At 40.1% G+C, this 25574-nt stretch carries 19 protein-coding genes; 8 read left to right on the top strand and 11 right to left on the bottom strand.

What is annotated here, in order from left to right:
* Window positions 1–107: 107 nt before the first annotated feature.
* The 6 genes from HWV00_RS14440 to cmoA form a co-directional block, all read right to left on the bottom strand.
* Window positions 108–1067, bottom strand: a complete 960-nt coding sequence (locus HWV00_RS14440; protein ID WP_211682359.1) for an alpha-L-glutamate ligase-like protein — start codon at window positions 1065–1067, stop codon at window positions 108–110.
* A 2-nt stretch (window positions 1068–1069) separates the two neighbouring features.
* Entirely contained in the window at window positions 1070–2566 is a 1497-nt protein-coding gene (locus HWV00_RS14435; RefSeq protein WP_211682357.1) for an inactive transglutaminase family protein, read from the bottom strand.
* Window positions 2567–2568: 2 nt separating this feature from the next.
* Window positions 2569–3372, bottom strand: coding sequence for an ATP-dependent zinc protease (locus tag HWV00_RS14430; RefSeq protein ID WP_211682355.1), 804 nt, complete (start codon window positions 3370–3372; stop codon window positions 2569–2571).
* Window positions 3373–3815: 443 nt separating this feature from the next.
* Entirely contained in the window at window positions 3816–4637 is an 822-nt protein-coding gene (locus tag HWV00_RS14425) for an ATP-dependent zinc protease (RefSeq protein WP_211682353.1), read from the bottom strand.
* Window positions 4638–4736: 99 nt separating this feature from the next.
* On the bottom strand, window positions 4737–5729 hold the full coding sequence (gene cmoB, locus HWV00_RS14420) for a tRNA 5-methoxyuridine(34)/uridine 5-oxyacetic acid(34) synthase CmoB (RefSeq protein ID WP_211682351.1): 993 nt from the start codon (window positions 5727–5729) through the stop codon (window positions 4737–4739).
* A gap of 117 nt (window positions 5730–5846) precedes the next feature.
* Window positions 5847–6575, bottom strand: a complete 729-nt coding sequence (gene cmoA / locus HWV00_RS14415; RefSeq protein WP_211682349.1) for a carboxy-S-adenosyl-L-methionine synthase CmoA — start codon at window positions 6573–6575, stop codon at window positions 5847–5849.
* Between the two features lie 353 nt (window positions 6576–6928).
* Here cmoA and aspS point away from each other — a divergent pair, with 353 nt between their 5' ends.
* Both aspS and rarD read left to right on the top strand, forming a co-directional pair.
* Entirely contained in the window at window positions 6929–8707 is a 1779-nt protein-coding gene (aspS, locus tag HWV00_RS14410) for an aspartate--tRNA ligase (protein ID WP_211682347.1), read from the top strand.
* A 246-nt stretch (window positions 8708–8953) separates the two neighbouring features.
* Window positions 8954–9817: an EamA family transporter RarD gene (rarD, locus tag HWV00_RS14405; protein WP_255554580.1), complete on the top strand. Its 864-nt coding sequence runs from the start codon at window positions 8954–8956 to the stop codon at window positions 9815–9817.
* Window positions 9818–9959: 142 nt separating this feature from the next.
* Here rarD and HWV00_RS14400 read toward each other — a convergent pair whose 3' ends face one another.
* Together HWV00_RS14400 and HWV00_RS14395 are read right to left on the bottom strand one after the other, a co-directional pair.
* The gene (locus tag HWV00_RS14400) at window positions 9960–12152 is read right to left on the bottom strand and encodes a bacteriohemerythrin (RefSeq protein WP_211682344.1); all 2193 of its coding nucleotides are present in this window, start codon (window positions 12150–12152) and stop codon (window positions 9960–9962) included.
* Between the two features lie 121 nt (window positions 12153–12273).
* On the bottom strand, window positions 12274–14691 hold the full coding sequence (locus HWV00_RS14395; RefSeq protein ID WP_211682342.1) for a Lon protease family protein: 2418 nt from the start codon (window positions 14689–14691) through the stop codon (window positions 12274–12276).
* Between the two features lie 117 nt (window positions 14692–14808).
* Here HWV00_RS14395 and HWV00_RS14390 point away from each other — a divergent pair, with 117 nt between their 5' ends.
* Window positions 14809–15429: a PolC-type DNA polymerase III gene (locus HWV00_RS14390; RefSeq protein WP_211682340.1), complete on the top strand. Its 621-nt coding sequence runs from the start codon at window positions 14809–14811 to the stop codon at window positions 15427–15429.
* A gap of 4 nt (window positions 15430–15433) precedes the next feature.
* Here HWV00_RS14390 and HWV00_RS14385 read toward each other — a convergent pair whose 3' ends face one another.
* Together HWV00_RS14385 and HWV00_RS14380 are read right to left on the bottom strand one after the other, a co-directional pair.
* Window positions 15434–16687 carry an ATP-binding protein gene (locus HWV00_RS14385; protein ID WP_211682338.1) on the bottom strand — a complete coding sequence of 418 codons (1254 nt, stop codon included), beginning with the start codon at window positions 16685–16687 and terminating at the stop codon, window positions 15434–15436.
* Window positions 16688–16769: 82 nt separating this feature from the next.
* On the bottom strand, window positions 16770–17459 hold the full coding sequence (locus HWV00_RS14380) for a response regulator transcription factor (protein WP_211682336.1): 690 nt from the start codon (window positions 17457–17459) through the stop codon (window positions 16770–16772).
* 443 nt (window positions 17460–17902) lie between these two features.
* On the opposite strand from HWV00_RS14380, the gene HWV00_RS14375 reads away from it, so the two are divergent.
* The 5 genes from HWV00_RS14375 to HWV00_RS14355 all read left to right on the top strand — a co-directional run bounded on the left by HWV00_RS14375 (window position 17903) and on the right by HWV00_RS14355 (window position 24702).
* Window positions 17903–20308, top strand: coding sequence for a fatty acid cis/trans isomerase (locus HWV00_RS14375; protein WP_211682334.1), 2406 nt, complete (start codon window positions 17903–17905; stop codon window positions 20306–20308).
* A 148-nt stretch (window positions 20309–20456) separates the two neighbouring features.
* Entirely contained in the window at window positions 20457–21449 is a 993-nt protein-coding gene (locus HWV00_RS14370; protein WP_211682332.1) for a CHAD domain-containing protein, read from the top strand.
* Window positions 21450–21509: 60 nt separating this feature from the next.
* Complete coding sequence (locus tag HWV00_RS14365) at window positions 21510–22400, top strand: DUF350 domain-containing protein (RefSeq protein ID WP_211682331.1); 891 nt, start codon at window positions 21510–21512, stop codon at window positions 22398–22400.
* Between the two features lie 185 nt (window positions 22401–22585).
* Window positions 22586–24334: a polyamine aminopropyltransferase gene (locus HWV00_RS14360; RefSeq protein WP_211682329.1), complete on the top strand. Its 1749-nt coding sequence runs from the start codon at window positions 22586–22588 to the stop codon at window positions 24332–24334.
* Window positions 24335–24390: 56 nt separating this feature from the next.
* On the top strand, window positions 24391–24702 hold the full coding sequence (locus tag HWV00_RS14355; RefSeq protein WP_211682327.1) for an S-adenosylmethionine decarboxylase family protein: 312 nt from the start codon (window positions 24391–24393) through the stop codon (window positions 24700–24702).
* A gap of 39 nt (window positions 24703–24741) precedes the next feature.
* On the opposite strand, the gene HWV00_RS14350 is transcribed toward HWV00_RS14355, so the two are convergent.
* Window positions 24742–25497, bottom strand: a complete 756-nt coding sequence (locus tag HWV00_RS14350; protein WP_211682325.1) for a TSUP family transporter — start codon at window positions 25495–25497, stop codon at window positions 24742–24744.
* Window positions 25498–25574 lie beyond the last annotated feature (77 nt).

Raw genomic sequence — 25574 nt, 5'->3', positions numbered from 1 at the left:
TTTGAAGTGGCTTAAATAGTTATCATAAATAAGGGCATAGAGTTAGTTACTCTATGCCCTTATTTTATATATACAAGACTATTTATACGTCGGGTAAGCAGTCAAAACTAGCCGAAGTGCTGTTTACAATAAGCAAGTCGTTGGTCTAGATCCATGTTTTCGGTATTCGCCGCTTCAATTTGTTGTAATCGAGGCAGTAAGCCCATTCCGTTGGCTATTTGAATCGCCAGACCTGGTCGTGCATTTAACTCAAGTAACATCGGGCCATGATCTCGGTCTAGTACTACATCCGCACCTAAATATCCTAAGCCTGAAATGTCATAGCACTGCGCCGCTAAGCGAATCACTTCTTCCCAGTGTGGTACTTTTAGTAGTGCGAGCTCTTTTTGTGTGTCTGGATGATGCGTCACCATTGCATCATATTGCACGGCGTTAAGGGCTTCACCTGTAGTGATATTGATACCTACACCGACGGCACCTTGGTGCAAATTAGCTTTGCCGTCAGACATCGAGGTTGATAATCGCATCATCGCCATCATAGGAATGCCTTTAAATACGATAACACGTACATCTGGCACACCTTCAAAGCTATAACCTTCAAAACTGTCATCAAACACAATCAGAGCTTCAACAACGGCAACATCGATGCCACCACCGAGTGAAAATAGCCCTGCTAAGATGTTGGAGCAATGGCGTTCAATGTCATCAAGAGAACATTCACTACCGCTGGGTTTGTAATAGCGACCGTTTTCGACCTTGGTGATCACTAAAATACCTTTACCACCAGAGCCTTTCGCTGGTTTGATCACAAAACCATTTAAGCCGGTAATGAGCTTATTCACTGATTTCACGGCATGTTGATTATCAACAACACCAATGAGTTCTGGTGTACTCACATTTGCATCTTCAGCGATTTGTTTCGTCTTTAGTTTATTATCAACTAAAGGGAAAAGTTTTCGGGGATTGTAGCGTGATATGTACATATTATTACGCTGGTTCATCCCCAAGATACCTTGTTTTTTTAACTTACTCGGTCTCGCGAGTTCTTTAAAAAATGAAAATGTCATGTTTACTCACCTTGCATGTCTTTAAAGCGGCGTAGTTCAAGTAGACGATAGCCTGTATAGGTACCTAACATTAATATAACGGCCATAATGATCAGCTGTAGACCAAGGAAGTTAAATGCCCAATAGCGTAATAATTCATTACTAATGGTGAGGTAAACAAGGACTGCAACAAATAGACTGCCACCACCTTGTACAAATACTTCTTTCGGGCCTTCTTCTTCCCATAGGATAGACATACGCTCGATAGTCCAAGATAAAATGATCATTGGGAAGAAGGTAATTTTAAGTCCTTCAGTCAGACCAATTTTGTAAGACAGCACGGAGAACAAACAAATGATGGCGATAACCGTAATGATCACCACGGATATTCGCGATACTAATAATAAGTTCAGTCGAGAAAGGTATGAGCGGATCACAAGACCAACACCGACAATGAGTGTAAAGCCAATGAGACCTGTTGCTAAGCTAGTTTGTACAAATGCCATTGCAATTAATACTGGCATGAAGGTACCGGAAGTACGTAGCCCAACCAGAATTCGCATTAAAACAACAATCATGACACCCAATGGGATCAGTAGGATACCTTTGAATAACGCTTGCTCTTCAAGTGGCAGGCTATAGATACTAAAGTTAGACAAGTTAGTACTATCTGCTTTTTCTTTTAGTACCTGCATGACTGGTTGAGTCTGCTGAATGATAGAGAAACTAACACGAGAGTTTACACCACCAATAAGATCGAGAGTCGGTTCGCCATTTTGCTCCCAAAGCAATAGGTTGCTTTGGTCTGCTGTTTTACCTAACTTTACATCAATTAAACGAGAGTCATCTTCGCCAAAAACTAGTACAAATGGCTGTAGCTGTTGCTGACGACGACCATCTTCAAGGTATAGACCTTTAACCAGTAATGCGGGAATGTTTGCGTCATTTAGCAAGGCAACAAATAAGGCTGATTTACTGTTTTCTTGCAGCATTAGTTTCGCGTTTTGGCCTAAATCATCACCCGACAGTAATTTGAGTAATTCTCGGCTATATGAAAAGGCATCTGCACTTTTTTCCATTGCGCTGTTAACAAGTTGCTCTGCAGCGATATCATAAGGCGGCAACCACGTTGTTTTATTAATTGGTACGTCTTGCTCGTTGATCACATCAAGTGGAATGTCATTAGTCAGTACATTTACTTTATAGTATAAATCTTGCTTGCCTTCGGCATTGCGAATTGTCCATTGTGCGCGATTATCGACAAAAGATAACCCGTAACCAGGTGACGCTGCGGTCTGACTTAAGACTGTAAAGTTAGATTGCGTTGCAGGCGTGGCAAAAGAGGCATTAACGGCATCCCCTTGAGCTGTAAATTCTACTTTCGCTTCAATCATCCAAGTTGAATATGTTTCACCAGGAAACCAAGGGATCTCACCACTGTAGTGACGTTGTGCAATACTGCCTACGCCAAGGAGAAATAGTAACGCAACAAAAATGCGAAATGGGATCTTAGATGGCATGATTAGTTAGCCCCTTTTTTAGCGGAAGTTGGTTGTTTTTTATTAGAAGTCGGCTTTTTCTTTGGCTGTGTATATTCTTGTGCAACATCGACGATTGCAATGTCCTTTAAGAATGTACGTCCTAAGAGGATAGGGAAGATCATACGGCTTCTGTCTGCGAGGGTAAACTCGGTTTCAGTTTTAATGTCACCTAGTTCGATGGGTAAGCTCACCACATAGCGTCGTAGTGCTTCAACAGCATTAGTCTGACGTATTTTAATGGTACGTACGACAGGTGCTTCCATTGGGAATGTAGTATCGTCGTCTTTGTGAGATAAATTGAATTTAACCCAGTCTCGACCATCTCGTTCAAATTTGACGATGTCGGTTGCATTTAGTGAGGATGTTGTCGCGCCAGTATCAACACGTGATTTAAAGTTGGTTTGAAATTCATCTATCCATACCCACTCTTCTTGACCAAGGATGACCTTGTTTTTGTAATCACTGTCGGCTTTGCTTTCTACGGGTACCACGATAGGCGTTACCTTTTTAATTTTGCTATCCGCTGAGAGTTCATCAAGTTGTTCGGTTAATTTTTCAATCGCTTTATCTTGCTCGCTGAACTTGTCTGGTTGTGATTGTAATGTCGTTAGTATTTGCTGCTGCTGTTGCAAGATGGTTTCTATTTGTGCTTGCTGCTGTGTCACAATCGCAGTATTCGCTTTATTTTGTGTCATGGCACAGCCATTTAAAAATACAAGACTTAGCACACTAGCAATCGCTATTTTTGATGTTTTGACGGTACGAGATGTAGCTGTATTTTTCATTAGGTATGTGGCCCTATTGGCTGATGAAAAAAGAGGGTTAGTTCACTAAAGTTGGATAAAAGTTCAATCCTATCTATACAAATAATATATTTATTTAAAGAAATTGTGGATTTATATTTAAAATCAATCGATTCATCATTAAAAATGAGATTAAACCAGAGTGCTTCTTAACGTAATGATTATAGTAAACGAAAGTATGGCTTATTTAGAGCCATAACTTAGCCTTTTACAACGCTTATATATCAACTGTTTATACGTCAGTTAGTTGTAAATAGCAATTTCTGGCGATGCTTTCTTTTATCGTGTCAGGGGGGAAGTATAGGAAAATTATACTGTTTCTAGAATATTGTAGAGGGTGAAGCTAGGTAGGGCAGTAATAGAATGCGTATTTAACGTGTTGATACGCATTCTATTTTAATTTAGATATTACTACGTGTTTTGCATTACTGTATTGCCGATTCAGTTAGCATATAAGTACGAGCAACATCGACCATGACAATATCTTTTAAGAATGTACGTCCCAGTAATACTGGAAATGTCATGTGGCTACGATCGGCCAATGTAAACTCTGTCAGCGTTTTTATGTCACCAAGTTGCACTGGTAATTCAATGATAGGGCGACGTGTTGCTTCACTGTTGTTTGCTTGACGGATTAAAATAGTACGAGCGATCTTAGCTTCGATAATTTGCGCTTCATTATTGACGGCTTGACTGAAGTTAAAACGAACCCATTTTTTACCGTCGCGTTCAAATTCAACAATGTTTGTTGCATTAAGTGATGATGTCGTCGCACCTGTATCAATACGCGCTTTATATTTTTCTTTGAGATCATTAAGCAATACGAGTTCTTCAGAGCCAATGACTAATTTATCAATGGGTGCCGTTGCGTCTGTTGACTGTATCGAGGTGAGGTGTTTGGCTGCTAATTCGACTTGCTTATCTGCTTGGCAATCTGCAATGCGCTGGGTGTTATTGATGACATCTTGGCGTAATTGAACATAACTTTCGAGCTTGTTATTTAGGTGAGTGATATTTTGTTTTTGCTGTGAAAATAATGCTGGTTGTTTTTTCAGTTCAGCTAATATCATGTCTTGCTGCTCAACTAATAAGGTCATTTGTTGATTTTGCTGTTCAATTTGTAATTGCAGTGCTTGCGCAGATGTATCACCTTGATTGATAAATTGATCAATACTGGCGCAGCCTGAAAGTAGGGCGCTTAGTATAATACTGGTAATCAATCGTTGTGACAGTTTCAAAGTATCCATTTCTTTAGCTCTAACTTTTAATTTTAATCACCGGAAATTTACCTGACCAGTTTTCTTTTATTTTTATCTAAGCACCGTTTCCGGTGCTTAGATATCGCATTATTCGTCTAACGGTTCAGCGTAAGGTTTCGTCGCAATTAACACCGCACGTTTTGGTGCAGGGTAACCTTCCACTGTTTTACTGTGATCGTTTGGATCAAGGAAATCAACCAGTGATTCGTTGCGCATCCATTCTGTTGCACGTTGTTCTTCAATGCTGGTATCTGATACATCAACGATACGTACATTTTCAAAACCGAGTTTTTCAACCCACAATTTTAATGCCGCACAGCTTGGTAAGAACCAGACATTACGCATTTGCGCATAACGATCGCCGGGTACTAATACTGCTTGTTCATCACCATCAATCACTAATGTTTCTAATACTAACTCACCGCCATCACGTAGCTGGTTTTTAAGCTGTTCGATATGGTCAATTGGCGATTTACGATGGTACAGGACTCCCATAGAGAAAACGGTGTCGAATGCACGTAATTTTGGTAATTCTTGAATACCAAGGGGTAATAAATGCACGCGTTGGTCATTGTTAGCAAAATGACGGATCGCTTCAAACTGCACTAAGAATAATTGACTTGGGTCAATACCCACTACAAATTCAGCATCATCACCCAGCATACGCCACATGTGATAGCCACTGCCGCAACCTACATCTAATACATAACGGTATTTTAGTGGTGAGATGAATTCACGTAGACGTTCCCATTTCCAATCACTGCGCCATTCTGTATCAATGTGAATGCCGTGAATATTGAATGGGCCTTTACGCCATGGGTGGAACTTTTGTAATAGGCTTTCGGTTTTACGTAAATCGCTTTCACTTAACTCACCCGGCGCACCAACTTCAAATTTGTCAGTGATGTTGATGTGCTTGGTTTCGACCTTTGGTAGTTTTTTTAATACCTTTTCCCAGCGCGGCAAGAAACCATGTTTGTGTTCGCGTTCCCATTCGTGCATTTGTGCTGGTAGCGTGTAAAGCCAATGGTGTAATTTGTTTTTCGCAATTATCTGGTAAAAATTTGAAAAGTCGATCATGGGTAACCTATTATTACTTTAAATTAATGCTACTACTTTAAATTAATGCTACTGCTTTAAATTAATTCGATTTGTGGTGCTACTGATGCTGCTTGTTTACTGCGATAACCGACCATCTTATTTGATCGCAATCATAGAACCAAAGTTAAAACACTGGAACCAAGAGTTTGCGCTACTAAAGCCAATCTCTTTGAAACGGTTTAGGTGTGTTTCAATACTATCTGGACGCATTACATCTTCAATTGCGCTGCGTTTTTGACTAATTTCTAATTCACTGTAGCCGTTTGCACGTTTAAAATCTTCGTGCAAATTAATCAGTAAATCATTGACATTTTCGTCACCAAAGCAGAATTTCTCTGACAGGATCAAGATACCACCGGGTACTAAACCATCATAAATTTTGGTTAATAGTGCTTGGCGTTCTGCTGGTGGAATAAATTGTAACGTAAAATTTAATACCACGATTGATGCATTGGTAATATCGACAGCGCAGATATCGTCACACAATACTTGTACTGGGGTTTCACTTTTATAAGCGGATAAATGACGTTCACAACGCTCTACCATTGCTTCGGAATTATCAATTGCCACGATATTACAGTTTTTTGCTTGTACGTTACGGCGCATTGCAATTGTTGCTGCGCCAAGTGAGCAACCTAGATCGTAAAGCTGAGTGTCATCTTGGGTATAACGCGCGGTCATCATGCCTATCGCAGAAATGATATTAGAGTAACCAGGTACGGAACGTTTGATCATATCTGGAAAGACTTCTGCAACACGTTCGTCAAAGGTGAAATCACCGATTTGATCTAATGGGGCTGAGAAAATCTGATCGCGTTGTGGCATTGTTATAACCTGCAATAAAAATTAGCGAAATAAGGCGGCGTATTTTAGTTAAAATGACCCGCTTTGTCTCTAGCTAAACCGCATATAGGGTGAATAATTTGATTGTTTCTTTATCATGTTGGTTTTTTCATCGGTAATAATGTTTTTTTTGTTAATAAAATAACGGTTATTTAACCAGCAAGACGCAATTGGAACTGTATTTAAGAAGCGGGTTTTGGTGTTGTTTAGGGATAACTTGAAGTTGTTTATCTATAACTATTGGTTGCATCGCTAATTTCAATTACAATAAAGGTAATTTTTTGAGGGTAGCTAAGTCTAGTTATCCGATTCATCGATTTAGTAGGATTATACAGATGCGTACAGTGTATTGCGGACAGGTAAATGAAGCACATATCGGCCAACAGGTTGAGTTGTGTGGTTGGGTTAATCGTCGTCGTGATTTAGGCGGTGTTATTTTTATCGATTTACGTGACCGTGAAGGTATTGTGCAAGTTGTTTATGATCCAGATGTAGAAGCTGTATTTGAACGCGCTAGCCAATTACGTAACGAATTCTGTGTAAAAATCACAGGTAAAGTACGCGCTCGTGACGAACGTCAAGTGAATAAAGATATGGCGACTGGTGGTATTGAGGTTTTAGGTCTAGAACTTGAAGTTATCAATAAAGCTGACGTACTACCGCTTGATTTCAACCAAACAAACACGGAAGAGCAACGTCTTAAGCACCGTTTCCTAGACTTACGTCGCCCAGAAATGAGCAACCGTCTTAAGACACGTGCTAAAGCAAGTAACTTTGTACGTCGTTTCATGGATGACCACGGTTTCCTTGATATCGAAACACCAGTACTAACAAAAGCAACGCCAGAAGGCGCACGTGACTACCTAGTACCAAGCCGTACACATAAAGGTGAATTCTTCGCGCTTCCACAATCACCACAGTTATTTAAGCAACTGTTGATGATGTCTGGTTTTGATCGTTATTACCAAATCGTTAAATGTTTCCGTGATGAAGATTTACGTGCTGACCGTCAGCCTGAATTTACTCAAATCGATATCGAAACATCATTCATGACTGCACCACAAGTGCGTGAAGTGACTGAACGTTTAATCACAAGCATGTGGAAAGAAATCTTAGACGTTGAATTGCCAGCGTTCCCAAGCATGACTTATGCTGATGCAATGCGTCGTTTTGGTTCAGATAAACCTGATCTACGTAACCCATTAGAGCTTGTTGATGTTGCAGACATTCTAAAAGATGTTGAATTCAAAGTATTCGCAGAACCAGCTAACAACCCGAAAGGTCGTGTTGCAGTATTATGTGTTACTGGCGGTGCTAAACTGTCTCGTAAGCAAATTGACGAGTACACTAAATTTGTTGGCATCTATGGCGCGAAAGGCATGGCATGGATGAAAGTGAAAGACGTTGCAGCTGGCGCTGAAGGTGTTCAATCACCAGTAGCTAAGTTCTTAACGGCTGACGTTATCACTGCATTACTTGAGCGTACTAACGCGAAAGATGGCGACATTATCTTCTTCGGCGCAGATACAAACAAAGTTGTAACTGAAGCACTTGGTGCACTACGTCTTAAAGTAGGTACTGATTTAGAATTGACTACAAACGAGTGGAAACCACTTTGGGTTGTTGACTTCCCAATGTTTGAAGAAGATGAAGAAGGTAACCTACACGCGGTTCACCACCCATTCACAGCACCTATGGATGTTAACGCAGAAGAGCTTCTAGCTAACCCTGCTAACGCAATCTCTGATGCTTACGACATGGTTATCAATGGCTATGAAGTTGGTGGTGGTTCTGTGCGTATTCACAAAGGTGATATGCAAAAAGCAGTATTCGAAATCTTAGGTATCGAAGCGCAAGAGCAACAAGATAAGTTTGGTTTCTTACTTGAAGCACTTAAATACGGTACGCCACCACATGCTGGTTTAGCATTTGGTCTAGATCGTCTAGCGATGTTGCTAACAGGTACTGATAACATCCGTGACGTTATCGCATTCCCTAAAACAACAACTGCTGCATGTTTATTAACATCAGCACCAAGCGAAGCAAACCCAGCTTCTCTTGAAGAGCTAAGCATTGCTGTTGTTAAAAAAGAAAAGAAACAAGACGCTGAGTAATTACAGTCGCCATTATTTTATAATGGTTATGTAGTGAGTAAGTGTGACTAATAAAAAGCGGATATAGCCTTAGGTTATATCCGCTTTTTTGTGAGGGTAATAGAAGGTCTTTACCCGCTATGTGTCGTGGTCATGATATCATCTAGCACTTACTTTCATTCTCTAAGTCCTTTAATTTGATAGCTTATGATTTTTTCTAAACTTAATAGTAAAACTTTTCATTTTTCCGCACATCAAAAGGGAGTAATGGCTTCAATAATAGCGTCTTGTTTATTTGCATTGCTACCCATGTATGTACAGTTTCAACCAGCCTGGCCAGAGACTGCTGTTGCCTCTGGTGCTGGTCATTGGTTAGCTGGACAAAGAGTGTTGTGGAGTGCCGTCATTATGCTATTAGGCTTAATCATAGTAGGCCGAATTTCAATGTTGTGGGAACAATTAAAACAATGGCGGCTATGGCCTCGGTTTTTACTTTCTGCCTGTTTAATTGCGCCACAGTTTTGGATTTTTATCTGGGCGCCTCTACAGGGAGAAATACTCTCTGTGGCATTAGGCTATTTTGCGTTGCCTTTGACGTTGGTTGCCGTTGGTTATTTTGTGTATGGTGAGAAATTAACCCGCGTACAGTTACTCGCATGTATCATCGCTGCTTGTGGCGTTGTTTATGCCTATGTCATTGCCGATGGCATCTCTTGGATTGTGTTTGTGGTTGCTTTAGGTTATCCGTTGTACTTTATGAATCGCCGACGTTATCCAATGGCGAGCGATTTGGTATTTACTTTAGACAACATTTTTTTACTACCAATCGCACTGTTTGGTATGTTTTATTTACAGCCCTTTGATGATTGGCTACAAATCGAAGCCTTATCTTGGGCTTATTACCTAGGGCTCGGGATTGCAGGTACGCTTCCCATGTTATTATTTTTATACGCCTCACAGATGCTTCCACTTAGCTTGTTTGGTTTATTGACCTATTTAGAACCAACATTGGTTTTTTGTGTTGGTCTATTACTTGGTGAGCGCATTGATCTAATCCAGTGGCCAATCTATGGCGCGATTATGCTGGCCTTGGTATTAATCGCGATAGACAGTTATAAGCGACGGGATTAGTACTGTATTGGGCATAATGAGTGGGTTACTCTAAGCCATATTTGGAGTGCCCATTTAAAATCTACCATTTGAAACCAACTTCCTATTCCAAAATATAAGTTCAGACTTTGTTAACTTCACTTATTTCACCTGAGCGATATCATCATTCTTTATTGTGATCTAGCACCACGCAATTACGACCGTTATTTTTAGCTTTGTAGAGTAACTTATCTGTATAGGCAATAAACTCATCATTATTAAATGAGTCGAACTCATGCCATTCTGCAAGGCCAATACTGACTGTTAAGTGAATATGCGCTTGGCCATAAAGGACTGTTAGTTCACTGATATTAAGGCGTAGTCGTTCTGCTATACACTGTGCTTGTTGTTTCGTTGTTTCTGGCATTAAGATAGCAAACTCTTCGCCACCGATACGTGCGACGATGTCAGACGATTTAACACTATTAAAGCAAGCCTCGTAAAAATCACGTAACACTTGGTCGCCACCTGCATGGCCATAGTTATCGTTAATTGTTTTAAAGTGATCAATATCAAGCAGCATTAACGAGAGTTTTTGCTTGTCCTGTTTAGCAAACCCAATTTCTTGTTTCAGAATATGATTGAATTTACGTCTGTTTAATGCCCCTGTTAAGGTATCGCGTGAAGCCAGTTCGCGGTATTTATCTCGTTCTTTACGGCGATCTAATAAGGATTGTTGCTGACGCTTAATAAGACTTTTCGCCATGTCTGCCTGTAATAGCTTTCTGCGCAGGGTTTCATATGCGTCATACATATCGCCAATTTCATCATTTGAATAGCAGTCATCCATTTGCTGATTATAATGACCTAACGTCACTTTTTGTAAGGCGTTTGTGATACGACGGATTGGCGTAATGACGCTGTGAAATAAGACGGTGAACAGTAAAATATTAAAGATGACAATCGTGGTGATTAGCATTAACACGAAATAAAATCGTTGTTCTAATTTGCTTAGTCTTAATTTCGTTTTAACTTCGAGTTCGCGTACCAGTTTGTCGGTAACAATCTTAATATCATCAATGCGCTGAGACAGTTGAACAAACCAAAATTGACTACTTTTCTGCGTTAGTGGCTGTAGCATAAAGTCAGATATTGTTTTGTTAATAAAAGCTTTATGTTGAATGGTGTTGCATAAGTCGCCACAAATTTGTTTCTGTTCTTCAGTTGCGGAATAATTGAAAATGAAGATGGCATTAAGTTGCATGCCCAGTTGCGTATAAAGTTGGTTGTAACGTTCGTTGTGTATTATATCGTGTGTTGAAATCTTTTCGTCGATCAGCAGTGTGCCTATTTCACGTTGCTGTCCGAGGATCTCCTTTAATCCAGAAATTGCGTTAATTGCGGTAATATGGTTAGCAAACCGAGCATTCATTTTAATCTGTGATAAGTGATTAACGCGTGATAATAACTTGCCAATAATGTCATTATAACCCGTTAACATTTGCTCGTTTGTGAGTGATGGGTCGAGTACGTTTTTTCTGAATTCGATCAGTTCTGCGATATCAACTTGTGTCGATTGAATAAAGTCGACTAGTGTGGGTTCTTTTAACAAGGCTACCCGAGAGTTTAACAGTGTTGAAAATACGTGTATTTCATTGGTACTTTTATATTGTCTTGTTATTAGCGCTTTAGAGAAGCGGGTGAAGTCAGAACTTATATAACTAGACAGCAGTCCACGTTCAATCTGTAAACTGTGTGTGAGCGAGCTAACCTGTATCACGATTTGAGTTAGGTTCTCTAATAGCTGCATATTCTTGTATTGCTGGTAGTTATCTTTAATGGCGACAAAGCTTAGAATGAGAACGCCAATAATGGGTAACACAGAAGTAATAAGCACACGAGTCGAAATATTAACGCGGTGACTGAGCCATTCTGATGAGCGATAGAAGAGTGTTTTTAATGATGTTGAACGGCGAGTTTCGTTATGAAAAGCGTGTACGTAGTCCATGTCTGAAATGAGAATATGCTCAATTACCCAGTCATATAAAAACTGACAGACTTCTTCAGCATTTTCGACATTGCTTGAGTCGACGATTTGTTTTTGTAATTCAGGTATTTTATTGAGAAATGCACAATGGTCTTTTCGATGCTCAATGAAGTCGATGAAGTTCATTGTTTGCATTAATGCTTCTTCATGTTTGAAGTGGGCGGTTGTATGAATAAGTAAATCAGTAAAGTGTTTATCAATTGTTTCAGTGTTACTGTTCGTCTCAATAGCGTCGATAATAGATGCAATAATAGAGAGGATTTTTTTATGGTCAGCATCGATTTCATCGATACCTACGCACATGTCTTCATTCCATTTTAGACTTATCATTGCTGCTATTACTTAACCCTGCCCTAAGAGACTGCAGTATAAAATTTCACTAAGTTATGTCAACTTAATTCAGCCATTTTTAACCCTAAGTGAGTGGTTTATTTATGTTTATACTTTTTTATTAAGTATTTGATTTTACATCTCGTAGTTTATTAAGCCGTAATTGTGTAATGCCAAAGACAGAATGTTCAGGGTACTCCTCATTATCGTAGGCTTCTCCGGCGATCATATTGGTGAATAGGTTCACGGCTTCTTTTACATGATCGATAGCCCAAATATGGAATGTTTCATTTTCAACAGCCTCGACAACATCATTACGCAGCATTAAATTATGCACATTTGCTTGCGGAATAATGACGCCTTGAGTGGCAAGAGCTCCCTTTGATACACACACATCAAAAAAACCTTCAATTTTTTCATTTACGCCACCAATCGGCTGCGCATGGCCAAATTGATCCATGGATCCTGTAATGGCTATATCTTGACGTAAGGGCAGTTGTGAAAAGGCTGAGATAATAGCGCAGCATTCGGCTAATGATGCGCTGTCACCATCGACTTCTCCGTAAGATTGCTCGAAGGTTAAGCGTGTTGTAAGGGGGATCTTCGCTGTTTTCCCAAACGCAGAAGCAAGGTACGCAGATAGGATCATAACTCCTTTGGAATGAATATTACCGCCGAGTTTGACCTGGCGTTCAATATCAAATATTTCACCCTCACCAAATGATGCTGTTGCAGTTATCCGTCCCGGAATACCAAATTGATGTTCGGATGTAGCAATAACGGATAGGGCATTAATTTGGCCTACCTTTTTACCGCTAATATCAATTAATGTTGAGCCGTTAACGAAGCTTTGTAATAAGTAATCTTGAAGTCGACTCGCGCGTTGCTGCTTATTGGCTAGCGCTTGTTCGACATGGTGCTTTCTAATGAGAGTGGCATTGGCTAAACGTGCACAGTAATTGGTTTCACGTAAAAGGTTCGCAATATCGAGAGAGTGCAGTGATAATTTATCTTGGTCTTCAGCTTGTCGAGAGCTGTACTCAATAATTCGACTCATGGCTTTTCGGTCACAGTGCAACATATTGTTATCATGAATGATGCTCGATATAAATTGAGCGTAATGCGCTTCTGCGATAGGGGTTCTGGGCATGACATCTTCAAAGTCTGCAGTGACACGAAATAGCTCTTTAAATTCGGGATCATATTGCTGTAAAAGGCGGTAAGTTTGATAGTCTCCGAATAAAATAATCTTAACAGACAGAGGGATTGGTTCAGGATCTAATGAGATAGTGCCTGATAAACTGACTTCTCGTTCTAGTGAGCTTAAATTCAATTTGTTGGCGCGTAATGCCCGCTTTAACCCGTCCCAAACATAGGGCCTTTCGAGTACTTTGACTGCATCCATCATTAATACACCACCGTTTGCTTTGTGCAAGCTACCACTGCGGATCAATGATGCATCGGTAAAAACAGTGCCTTTAAATGTCGCATTTTCAATATAGCCAAAGATAGTATGATAATTGGGACTTTCTTCTACCACGATAGGGAAGCCATCTGTTTTTTGACTCACTAATACGTTAACTTGATACCGGCGTGGCATTTTTTTGTCTAATGCTGCATAAGCTAAGGAAATATCATCGTCACTGCTTTCTATAAATATTTCAAGATTGGTGAGTATGTCTTTATTCATCGCACTCAGGTGTGCTTTTATTTCTGGCTGTTGGTTGTATTTATCTTTTAATGTTGTGGTGCAATGCACTAATACTTCAAGAGCGATTTGTTCATCTAATTTTTGAAGTTTATCGCTAAACTCTTCTTCCCAAACTGTTAATTGGCGGATGATGTCTCGTAGTTTACTTTCTAACTCGCTGATGTTTGTTTCAAAGTGCTTCCTTTCTTTGTCGCTTAATTGGTCGAACCCTTCTTCTGTATAAGCTTCACCCTTGGCATCGACTGCGGTGAGTTGATAATCTCCTTGGGCTGTCAGAGTCAGGCTAATGCTATGTTGCTGTGCTAACTTAGTGAGGTTTTGTAACACCGCTTCTTGTTTTTCTTCCAGCTGATTTTTTAGTTTGTCGGAGCGGGCAAAATAGATTTCATTATCAAATGCCATGGGTAAGGCTTTGACTAAACGATGGATTAAGTTTTCTACATCCTTTTTGAATTGCTGTCCTTGTCCTGCGGGGAGTTTCAATACTTTGGGGTGGCGTGCATTATCAAAATTAACGACATAACACCAATCAAAGACAGCGCTATTATTGAGACTACAATTTAAATTACTGTGATGACCGTTGGGCTCGTGGCGATTTAAATACCGCAATACCATGGTTCGTTTACCTAAACCATTATTACCAAGCGCATAAATGTTATAGCCTTTTTCTTTGATCGACATGGCAAATTCGACGGCTTGTTGGGCCCGATCTTGACCAATGATTTGATCTAACGGCTGTAGATGTTTGGTGGATTTACAGTTTTCGGAAAGTTCTGACAGTGTTGAAGCACGATATAACTGGCTACAACTTAGAGGTTTTATCGACATACAGTTCCCTCTTATAAAACAGCTATTACCCTTAGTGTAGACTTAGATCGGTTGTGTTAGCATACGGTTTTATATTTCCTGCCAGCTTGTAAGCAATAAAGAAGAGAGAAAGTTTGAATGATAGCGAATGCTGATACCCTTATTATACTGGATTTCGAGACAACAGGACTATCACCTGACATGGGTGATCGTGCAATTGAGATCGGTGCAGTAAAAATCGAAAATGGTGAGATCACAGGACGTTTTCAAGAGTTGATGCACCCGGGTAGACGAGTGAGTGGTTTTATTGCCAATTATACGGGCATTACCAATAGCATGTTAGAAGATGCTGCACCTTGCGAAGAAGTAATGCACCGTTTTGCTGACTTTATTCAAGGTTATAATTTGGTCGCGCATAATGCGTCATTTGATAAACGTTTTTTAGATGCTGAACTGACGCGTATTGATCGACACTATGACGGTGAATTCAGTTGTTCATTGCTGGTGGCAAGGCGCATACTTCAAGATGCGCCCAGCCACAAATTAGGTGAACTGATTAAGTACACCAATATACCTTCAGAGGGTGGGTTTCACCGGGCTTTATTTGATTCTGAAATGACGACTAAGCTTTGGTTAGTCATGTTAGATGAAATAAAGTCTCGTTGTAACTTAGCGATTGTCCCGTTTACCTTGGTGCAAAAGATCGCTAAAACACCAAAAAAATCAGTGGATAAAGTGTTAAGCCGTTATACCAATTAATCGCCTATATGAGTCCTTGTTTTTTCGCCTGGGTGGGAATGATGAGTGTGAACTTAGCCCCTCCTAGTTTGCTTTTTGATACGATAATTCGCCCGCCTAAGCGTTTTGATGCGCTTTTGGCAATGGGTAAGCCGAGGCCTAAACCACCGGTTTTACGGCTGCGGCTTTTATCTAAACGCGCAAAAGGAATGAAAATCTGGTGATAGTTTTCTGGCGGTATACCGGGACCGTCATCTTCCACGGTGATTTTAATGGTTTTAGCAAGTTGAATGACGTTGACTTCAACGTGAGAACTAGCGTGATTTAACATATTTTTTAGTAAGTTATCAAAGGCTAAACGTAAACACATTGGGCTGCTTTGAATCGTGGATTCGTCTTCAGCGTGGAAGCTTATATTGATATTACTGTGCGTATCATAGAGCATTATTCTTGAATGAATGAAGTGAGCTAATTCAATTGATTGCTCGTCTTCATTACAACAAGAGTGTTTAGAACTTACGCGTGAAAATGTGGTTATTTGTTCCGATAACTCAACCATGTCATCTACATAATCATCAATACTATCAAGTAAATCGGTGTGTTTCTTTTGTTTTAGATCCTGCTTTAATAGACCCACTGCGAGTTGTATTCGGCTAAGCGGTGTTCTTACCTCATGGGGTAAGGCTTGCGCGAATATAGCACCTTCATCAACACGTTCGGTAATCGCTTTTGCCATCGCATTAAAGCTCGTTGATAAATCATGAAGTAAAGGGGTTGTCTTAATATCAACGCGCGCAGTTAAATCGCCATTACCGAAGGTATGATTGATGGCAACTAAATGATTTATCTGTAATTGTAACTTACGAATCGGTCGATAGAGGTTTAACGCGATAAGAAATAACATGAAAGCAAAGGTACCAAGTAAGATGATATCATCACCCACACCTTTTTCGACATTTGCATCATAAAGATCTTCACTGATCGTGATCGCTGCAATTGCGTTACTGAGTCGGTATACCGCTAAGTATTCGTTACTCTCTTGCATGTAAATATCGACTTTATTCATCGTCTTTATATATTCACATTTCTGGCAAGGAGATAGGCTTTTTAATAACGTTATTTTTTCAATATTGTAGTTATATAAATCTATTTCAGCGCGCTGATAAAAATCATCAGCACTCATTGACACACTATTACGCTGAGACTCTAGCTCTCGATAAACTTGCATCGTGTTGGTATAAAAATGCTCAGTATCTTTTTGATAGGCAAATATATTCATTAACCACACGGTTAATAAAATACAAGCGCAGATGGCGATCACTATGCATATATAAATATGCGAAAATAGTGAGGTGATACGATTATTCATTGATTAGCATATAGCCTTTATTACGCACTGTTTTGATTATTTGTTGGGTAGAACAATCAATATTGAGCTTTTTACGCAAGCCTGAAATTCGCATATCAATAGAACGATCCGAAAAATCATGGTCGATACCACGTAGCTGCTGACAGCATTCTTCTCGAGAAATGATTTGCCCAACATTTTTGGTTAATAATAATAATAGATCATATTCAGAGTCGGTGAGCTCTAAGGCCTTTCCTCTAAATTCAACACGCTGTCTTCTTGGGTCTATTTTAAGGCGTTTGAGTTCTATTGTGTTATATCTACTTTTTTGGTGTCTTGTTGTGCGACGTAATAATGCTGTAATGCGTGCTGCCATAATATGTGGGCGCACAGGTTTTGTCAGGTAATCATCAGCGCCCAACTTGAGCAAGCTCACTTCGCTTAGTTCATCATCACAAGCTGTTAATACGAGAATAGGTTCTTTGAAAAAATTTCTCGCTTGCGCACAAATCTCCATGCCAGATAATCCTGGCAGCATTAAATCTAAAATGAGCAGGTTAGGTTGGTATTGCTTGATGGTACTTAATGCTATCGCACCATCATTGATAACTTTCGTTTCATAGCCTTCACTGTTTAAATACATTGCAGTTAATCGGGCAATTTCGTGGTCATCTTCGACAATTAATATTCTAGTTTTAGGCATTTGTCCTACCTTGGATAGTTTAATGTAGAGTGTCGGTCTGTCCGCACTAAATAGTTTGGTGGATTATAAACATATTTAAAACTATGTAACCTATCCGTAATTGGTATGGGAATCGTTGTCACAATATGTGTTATTTTTAATGCGAATTTTTAGCATATTTAAGTACTTTATTATGATTAATTGTACTATTTAGTTTGATAAATACCTTTATACCGACTTTTCGCTGACAACTTCTTACAATAAAATTAATTTATCGTGGGGAAATGGGCGCTGATTAACCATAATACATAAGTTGGCGGTATATTTTATGCTGGTCGCTGAATAGGCTAGTCGAGCCTCAACTTGTATTTGTAACTTGGCTCGGTATATCATGATCAGTCTTTTGTTATAAAGCACTTAGTGTTTTACGTTTTTAATTAAGTACTGACTGTGAAAGGATGCTAATGTCTCGTTCTGTCTTTTTTATTTTGTTTATGCTGCTGTCAGGTTGCGCGGGCGTGCTCGTTGTAAACTATGATGTGATGTATGGTGCTGAAGAGGTTCAGGACCGAATTGTTCCTCCTTTAAGTTCACAAGCGTCAACTTACCTTAATGATGTACAACCCTTGTTAAATCAGCGCTGTGTTGTTTGTCACGGTTGTTATGATGCGCCTTGTCAGCTAAAACTCACCTCTCCAGAGGGAATTGACCGTGGATTAAGTAAAGCATTGGTTCACAGTGGTTCTCGATTACGATCTGTACTTCCTACGCGGTTATATGATGACGCAACGTCAATACAAGCGTGGCGTGAAAAAGGTTTTACATCTGTTTTAAATGAGCGAAAACAAGTTGAAGAAGCAAACCTAATGGCAAGTGTACTGTATCGCTCATTGGTGCTAAAACAGCGAGATGCGTTAAGCGGTCAAGCTGTCTCGGGTAAGGTATTGCCTGACAGTTATGATTTTTCACTTAACCGAGAACAGCAATGCAGTACGATTAACGAATTTGATGAATATGAATTAAAACACCCAACAGGCGGGATGCCTTATGGTTTACCGGCATTAAACAATGATGAGTTTTCATTATTATCGTCATGGTTAACGAAGGGCGCAAAGATGTCGCCATTACCTGCGTTATCTGAAGATATTCTTGCTCAAATCACGTATTGGGAAACGTGGTTAAATCAACCATCACTCAAGAACCAGCTAGTCTCTCGTTATATCTATGAACATTTGTTTTTATCCCATATGTATTTTAGTGAGTTAGATGCAGCGTATTCTACTCAGTTAGATATGGACTACTTTAAGCTTGTCCGTTCTAAAACGCCTCCCGGTCAGCCCATTGATATTATTGCCACTCGTCGACCTTATGACGACCCTAAGGTTGACCGTGTGTATTACCGTTTACAGCGTGAACGTGAAACTATTTTAGCTAAAACGCATTTACCTTATGCGCTTAATACCGCTCGTATGTCGACATTTGAAGAGATATTTTATCAGCCTAACTATAACGTAACTCATTTCCCAAGCTACAAAGCGGAGGTCGCCTCAAATCCTTTCATCACGTTTGAAGCGATTCCACCACAGTCTCGTTATAAGTTCATGCTACAAGAGGCTCAAAATACCATTATGGGCTTTATTAAAGGGCCTGTGTGTCGTGGTCAGATAGCGGTGAATGTGATTGACGATCATTTTTGGGTATTTTTTGTCGCACGCGAGGCACAAGCTGGACTTAATAGTGACAACTTCTTGTCTCAGCAAAAGGCACATTTACGCCTACCAGCAGAGTCTGAAAGTGACGCTGGTTTAGTGGTTAACTGGTTCCAATATTCGCAAGCACAAAATAACTATTTAGATGCCAAACAGCAGAAGGTGAATGAATTATTTGAACAGGATTCATTGCTTGATTTACATTTGATTTGGGATGGCCGAAATCTAACAAAAGCTAACCAAGATAAAAAGGGCAATGATAATGCGGCTCTGACTATTTTCCGTCATTTTGATAGTGCGACGGTCGTTAAAGGGTTAGTCGGTCAGCAGCCTAAAACAGCGTGGTTAATTGACTATCCACTACTTGAACGCATTCACTATTTGTTAGTCGCTGGTTTTGATGTATATGGTAATGTCGGTCATCAGCTGAATACGCGTTTATATATGGACTTTTTACGTATGGAAGCGGAGTTTAACTTTTTAAATCTGCTGCCTAAAGAAAGCCGTCAAAAAGAACATGATTACTGGTACCGTGATGAAGGCATTAACCTAAAAGAATACTTAGAAGATAATGATCATTTTGTGGCGAAAGATACGGATATTAATTACAAAACAAAAGATCATAAAACGGAACTATTTGGCCTATTAGAGCAGCGCTTGGCTAAAGTATTACCGAGTCAATATGCGTTGCTTCAACCGGGCACGCCAAGTAAAGAAACCGCATTGATGCGGGTATTAACCGCGCTTGAGGGGGCTCCAATTAACCAATTGCCAGAGATCTCGGTATTACTCGTTAATGATGGCAGTAAAAAGCGTGTTTATACATTATTGAAAAATGTTGCCCACAGTAATATGTCGAGTTTACTGGATGAGGAGTCAAACTTATTACCAGCTGAAGATACGCTAACTGTGGTGAGTGGCATTATTGGTGATTACCCAAGTGTGTATTTAACGGTTGAAGCTGACAAGTTACCGACATTTGTGGCACATTTAGCGGCGATGAGAACGGCTGATGATTATGCTGCTTGGTTAGACAATTATGGCGTAAGGCGTTCAGATCCTCGATTCTGGCAACACAGCGATATGATTCAAGCGCTAAACCAACAATTACAGCCTATTAATGCGGGCTTGTTAGATTATAATCGCTTACAAAATAGATAATTTCCAACATGATAACTAATTGATTTTTTGATGCTTAAAACGTAAAGTAACAGGGTGTTATAGCGCCAGAATACGAAGTGAAAATCGATGTCCGTACAAGGTATGGCGCGATTATATTAGAGTCGGCAGGCAAGATAGGTGGCCATTTATGTCAATGATTAAACCATGGAAGTTAATAAGTCTGTTATTTATTTTACAGCTGTTAGCTGGCTGTGAATCAAAATTAGAGCAAACTCAAGTTACAATAACGCAAGGGATCACTAAAACACAGGGTGATATCGATAGGCTAGGCCAAGCCATTGAACGAGGTAGTGTACGTAATGCACGGTTACTGGCCGAGTATGCCGCTGTTTTAAAACAGCAAAAACCAGAATTAACACGTATCGCGAACCTGATTGCTGAAGATGCAACCCGACAGGGACCATTATATCAAAACCTGACGATGCGTTTGGGTGATGTTCAATCTGAAACGGTAACATTAGAGAATGCAAATGCGTTACTTGATGAAATAACTCGTATCCAAGAAGCCGCTAAGCTTAGCTTGTTTAATGATGCGTTAACCGATCCGATCAATGTATTAGCTGATATGTCTGATGGTCAACTGGCGCGTGTCGGTGCGATTAGCCAAATGGCAGAAAAAAGCGGTGGTGATGGTACAGACTATGGCGCTGGTAGCCAAATGGTTGGTAATCCAAACTATGGTGGCTGGCAATCGGGTAGTGGTGGCACCAGCTTTTGGCAATGGTACGGCATGTACCGTATGTTTGGTGATTTAACGAATCGTGTTGAGTATTCAAACTGGAGTCGTAACCGTCGTTATAGCTATTATAGCGATTATGGACGTTCGCGTTATACCAGCCCTAAACAAAGTGTTCAGCAAGCTGCTGTTGAAACGCGAACGCGTAAATCGTTCCAACGTAAAGGCCAATCGTTTAGCTCGCCTTATGCGAAGAAACGTACTGGGTCTGCGGGTTTAAGCCGATCTAGTTACACCCCGACTAAAACGGTGAGTAGTTATGCGAAACCGAAAAAGTCGTTCACGAGTAGCAATAAACCAGCGAGTAACAAGGCCACAAGCAATACGGGGTCATTCCGTAATAGTGGCAGTCGTACATCACGTGGTGTCAGTCGCGGTAAATAAAAAAACCGTAATAAAAGATGACCGTGAGTAAACAGATAGAACAGTTATGGAGAGTTAAGTATGTACGAGTTTGATGGATTGACTATGTGGACGACACAAGCACTGATTATTGATTTTATTATCATTATTGCTTTATTCGTTAGTTTAAAAATGATTAAAGGCTGGGTATCAAACCTGCATGCCAATGATGAGATTGCAAAACGCGATAACTTTGCTTTTGGTATCAGCTTTGCCGCAGGCTTAGCAGGACTTGCTATCGTATTAACGGGTGTGACAAGTGGCGATTTTGCTGATTCATTATTTGAAGAAGCAACACAGATGACTGGTTATGGTTTATTAGCTATCGCCTTAATTAAAGCTGGTCATTTTTTCCAAGATAAAGTGACATTACAAAAAGTCAGTCTGCATGATGAAATTGTGAAAGGCAATGTGACAGCTGCCTTTGTTGATTTTGGTCATGTTGTGACTGTTGCTATCGTTGTACGTTCTGCGTTGATTTGGGTATTAACGGAAGGCTGGCATGGATTACCTGTTGTGATAGCGGCATTTGTTGTGGCAAACGTCATTATGTTATTGGTCAGTAAATACCGCGTGCGCTTATTTAAACGTACAGGCGATTGTCTACAACAGCTTATCTTAGATGATAACCTTGCTGTTGGTATTCGCTATGCTGGTTTCCTTGTTGGTTCAGGTCTGGCTATCACTGCTGCGACGGGTCTTGCTCCGTATGCTGCCGATAACATTGGTTTAAGTCTGATGTATTGGGCATTCTTTGCTGTTATCAGTGTGATTATCTTTTCGATTCTACAATTAATCACCATCAAAGTGATTCTCTCTGGTGTGGATATTGCGGATGAGGTTATTCGTCAAAAGAACATTGGTGTTGCTGTTATTTCTGCAACCGTGTCGTTTTCAGTCGGCTTAACAATGGCAACATTACTTGGTAGCTAATGACTTATTAAAGTACAGCTCGCATTACTAAGTAATAGGTTTCATCGTTAAATAATAGATATGCTCAAATTCAATTACGTTACTCAGTATTCGTCATGCTGATAGTGTGTTTGAGTTTGGGCTTTTTAAGTTTTAACCCTTGGCTTAATCCGCTAAACATCAATTAAAATCCAATAAGGCATTGCGTGACACACTCAGTTGTAAATAGTGATAATAAAACAAAGCAGGCACAGGATCGTAAACGTACATTGTTGTTTCACGATGTATTATTAATTTCAGTCATGATTGTACTTGCAGGGTGCGGTTTGATTTACGAATACTTGCTGTCGCATTATGCGGGTAGGGTATTAGGTTCTGTTGAAAGCGCCATTTATGCGATGATTGGCACCATGATTGTAGCGATGGGTATCGGTGCATTTTTAGCGCGCTGGTTTAAAGATGCGTTTACTGCATTCGCGTGGCTAGAGGCTTTAATTGCATTAATCGGCATGAGCTGTATTTTGGTTATTTCGGCGATGATTGCTGTAAGTTATAGCTTACCACAGTTGTTATCGGCGACGTTTAATTTACCCAGTAACATTGTACTTGATGGTTATTTGCCGCAACAGTTGGAAAAAATAGCGAAGTTCATGCCTTATGTATTCGGGTTAATCCTCGGTATTTTTATTGGTATGGAAATCCCGCTGATTGCACGTGTTCGCCAGCAAGTTTATGGTCATTTTTTAGAAAATAATGCGGGTACTATTTACGGCGCTGATTATATTGGTGCGGGTATTGGTGCGGCTATTTGGGTTCTAATCATGTTGTCGTTACCGATTATGGAGGCGGCAGCGTGGACTGCATTATTTAATATTATTGCGGGACTGGCGTTTCTATGGCGTTATCAAGATAAGATCCGTTGGGCTAAATTACTATTCGTCTGTCACCTGTTATTAATTGTTTTATTTACGGTTATTTTAACTTTAGGGACAGGCTGGTTAGCTCAATTAAGTAGTGTACTGTATAAAGACAAAGTGATTTATTCACAGTCAACAAAATACCAGCATGTGGTGGTGACAGAGCGTTATTTGAAAAACCAAGTAGACCCTGTGACGGATTTATTTATTAATGGTCATTTACAATTTTCGAGTGTGGATGAGCAGTTGTATCATGATTTATTAGTGTATCCGGCCATGCTTGCATCAAACCGTCATGATAATATTTTGATTATTGGTGGTGGTGATGGTTTAGCACTACGTAATGTACTGCGCTGGCCTGTTAAAGCGGTGACCTTAGTCGATTTAGATGCGGAACTATTGGCGTTATTTGGTGCCGATACGGTTGATTACGCGGCGCCAGAAGCGATCAAGCAACGTATGCTGAAGCTAAACGAAGCGTCGTTACAAGACTCTCGTTTAACGCTTTATGCGACAGATGCATTTTTACAAATTGAAAAACTACTCGATGAAGGGGCTAAATTCGATACCATCATTATTGACTTACCTGATCCGAATCATCCTGATTTGAATAAGCTTTACAGTGATTATTTTTATAATCAGGTGCGCCAATTATTGGCGGCTGATGGTGCGTTAGCAATACAATCGACATCACCTTATCATGCGCAAAAAGCCTTTTTAAGTATTGGTAAAACAGTGAAACAAGCAGGCTTTTTACATGTTGAACAGTACCAACGCAATATTCCCTCATTTGGGCAGTGGGGCTGGACGATTGCCACGACACGAGGTAAATCACCGAGTCGACGTATTGGTGATGTGGAAACCTTGCCTGTGCCATCGAACTGGTTGAATAAGGAGTTCTTGTTAGCTTCTTTTGTGTTCCCTGGTAACTTCTATGACAAGATGGATACCATTGAAATTAATCGTTTAGGTTCTGGTGTGTTATACGATTATAATCGCGAAGCATGGCAAACAGAATCAGAGCTATATAAGAATTAGCGGTTAATTAGCCATTCGTTATCAAGCATAAAGTATTTTAGTAAGTGAATATAATTATGGAAGCAAAAATATATAATCAACGCTGGTGGTTAAGCTGTTGTGATAGTGAAGCGTTGAAACGTGTTATTTCAGCGGATCTCGAAGCCGCGGGTTTTACCGTATTGAACTTTGTAGAACACTACTTTCAGCCACAAGGTTATACAGCGTTGTGGTTATTGGCTGAAAGCCATGCTGCGGTGCATACTTTTCCTGAAGAAGGGAAGTCGTATGTCGAACTATCGAGTTGTGCAGATACCCTGTTACAAAATTTTGACCGTTACCTGCAAGTGGCAGCGTCAGAGCACCAGTGGCAGATAACGGTATCCTAGTTTGTGTACTCTATTGGTTTAAAATAGGCGTTCAAAGAACTATGAATAGAGCAGTTTTAAACTCATTGCGATAGACATAGTGACCATTAATGGCTTAATGATTTTAACGCCTTTTGATAGTACTAAACGTGAGCCAAGCGTTGCCCCTAACGCTTGGCCTACTAGCATCACGCCACCTAAAACCCATAATACCTTGCCACCTAATGCGAAAAACATTAATGATGCAATATTAGTCGTGAAGTTAAGTACTTTGGCGTGAGCGGTTGCTTTCGCTAATCCAAACCCTGCTAATGATACAAATGCCATTGCAAAGAAACTGCCTGTCCCTGGGCCAAAAAAGCCATCATATAAACCCACACCAAAGGCAGCAGTAACAGCAAACAGTGTCGGGGTGAGTACTTGGTGTTTATCTTCATCGGTGACTTGCTTTGAAAATAAGAAGTACCCACCGATAGCAAGAATAAGAAAAGGTAAGATGACTTCTAATATACTTGGATCAATAGATTGGATGGCGATACTGCCGAGGGCTGAGCCTACAAAGGTACAAGCGATGGCGAGTTTCATTTTCTTTATATCGACCATGCCCTTACGAATAAAGTAAAAACTAGCGAAGAAGCTTCCACCGCAGGCTTGCAGTTTGTTAGTAGCAAGGGCCGTCGCAGGGGGAAGGCCTGCCCATAAGAGTGCTGGAATTGTTAATAATCCGCCACCGCCTGCAATCGCATCAATAAAACCAGCGATGACAGCGACGATAAACAGCATGCTGACTATCTCTGTTGATAATTGTAAGGACATATCCAAAACCATGATGTTGTACTCCTGCGTAATTTGAGTGGGCAATATAATCTTATTTGCACAGGTAACGCAAAGGA

The sequence above is a fragment of the Moritella sp. 24 genome (assembly GCF_018219155.1).
Lineage (GTDB): Bacteria > Pseudomonadota > Gammaproteobacteria > Enterobacterales > Moritellaceae > Moritella.
Note: the sequence above shows the minus strand (reverse complement) of the source record. Positions and strands in the feature narration are given on the sequence as shown.

What these genes read in the sequence shown, in the direction of transcription:
- HWV00_RS14440 (WP_211682359.1), bottom strand. Translation starts at nt 1,067, where the DNA reads ATGACATTTTCATTTTTTAAAGAACTCGCGAGACCGAGTAAGTTAAAA.
- HWV00_RS14435 (WP_211682357.1), bottom strand. Translation starts at nt 2,566, where the DNA reads ATGCCATCTAAGATCCCATTTCGCATTTTTGTTGCGTTACTATTTCTC.
- HWV00_RS14430 (WP_211682355.1), bottom strand. Translation starts at nt 3,372, where the DNA reads ATGAAAAATACAGCTACATCTCGTACCGTCAAAACATCAAAAATAGCG.
- HWV00_RS14425 (WP_211682353.1), bottom strand. Translation starts at nt 4,637, where the DNA reads ATGGATACTTTGAAACTGTCACAACGATTGATTACCAGTATTATACTA.
- cmoB (WP_211682351.1), bottom strand. Translation starts at nt 5,729, where the DNA reads ATGATCGACTTTTCAAATTTTTACCAGATAATTGCGAAAAACAAATTA.
- cmoA (WP_211682349.1), bottom strand. Translation starts at nt 6,575, where the DNA reads ATGCCACAACGCGATCAGATTTTCTCAGCCCCATTAGATCAAATCGGT.
- aspS (WP_211682347.1), top strand. Translation starts at nt 6,929, where the DNA reads ATGCGTACAGTGTATTGCGGACAGGTAAATGAAGCACATATCGGCCAA.
- rarD (WP_255554580.1), top strand. Translation starts at nt 8,954, where the DNA reads ATGGCTTCAATAATAGCGTCTTGTTTATTTGCATTGCTACCCATGTAT.
- HWV00_RS14400 (WP_211682344.1), bottom strand. Translation starts at nt 12,152, where the DNA reads ATGATAAGTCTAAAATGGAATGAAGACATGTGCGTAGGTATCGATGAA.
- HWV00_RS14395 (WP_211682342.1), bottom strand. Translation starts at nt 14,691, where the DNA reads ATGTCGATAAAACCTCTAAGTTGTAGCCAGTTATATCGTGCTTCAACA.
- HWV00_RS14390 (WP_211682340.1), top strand. Translation starts at nt 14,809, where the DNA reads ATGATAGCGAATGCTGATACCCTTATTATACTGGATTTCGAGACAACA.
- HWV00_RS14385 (WP_211682338.1), bottom strand. Translation starts at nt 16,687, where the DNA reads ATGAATATATTTGCCTATCAAAAAGATACTGAGCATTTTTATACCAAC.
- HWV00_RS14380 (WP_211682336.1), bottom strand. Translation starts at nt 17,459, where the DNA reads ATGCCTAAAACTAGAATATTAATTGTCGAAGATGACCACGAAATTGCC.
- HWV00_RS14375 (WP_211682334.1), top strand. Translation starts at nt 17,903, where the DNA reads ATGTCTCGTTCTGTCTTTTTTATTTTGTTTATGCTGCTGTCAGGTTGC.
- HWV00_RS14370 (WP_211682332.1), top strand. Translation starts at nt 20,457, where the DNA reads ATGTCAATGATTAAACCATGGAAGTTAATAAGTCTGTTATTTATTTTA.
- HWV00_RS14365 (WP_211682331.1), top strand. Translation starts at nt 21,510, where the DNA reads ATGTACGAGTTTGATGGATTGACTATGTGGACGACACAAGCACTGATT.
- HWV00_RS14355 (WP_211682327.1), top strand. Translation starts at nt 24,391, where the DNA reads ATGGAAGCAAAAATATATAATCAACGCTGGTGGTTAAGCTGTTGTGAT.
- HWV00_RS14350 (WP_211682325.1), bottom strand. Translation starts at nt 25,497, where the DNA reads ATGTCCTTACAATTATCAACAGAGATAGTCAGCATGCTGTTTATCGTC.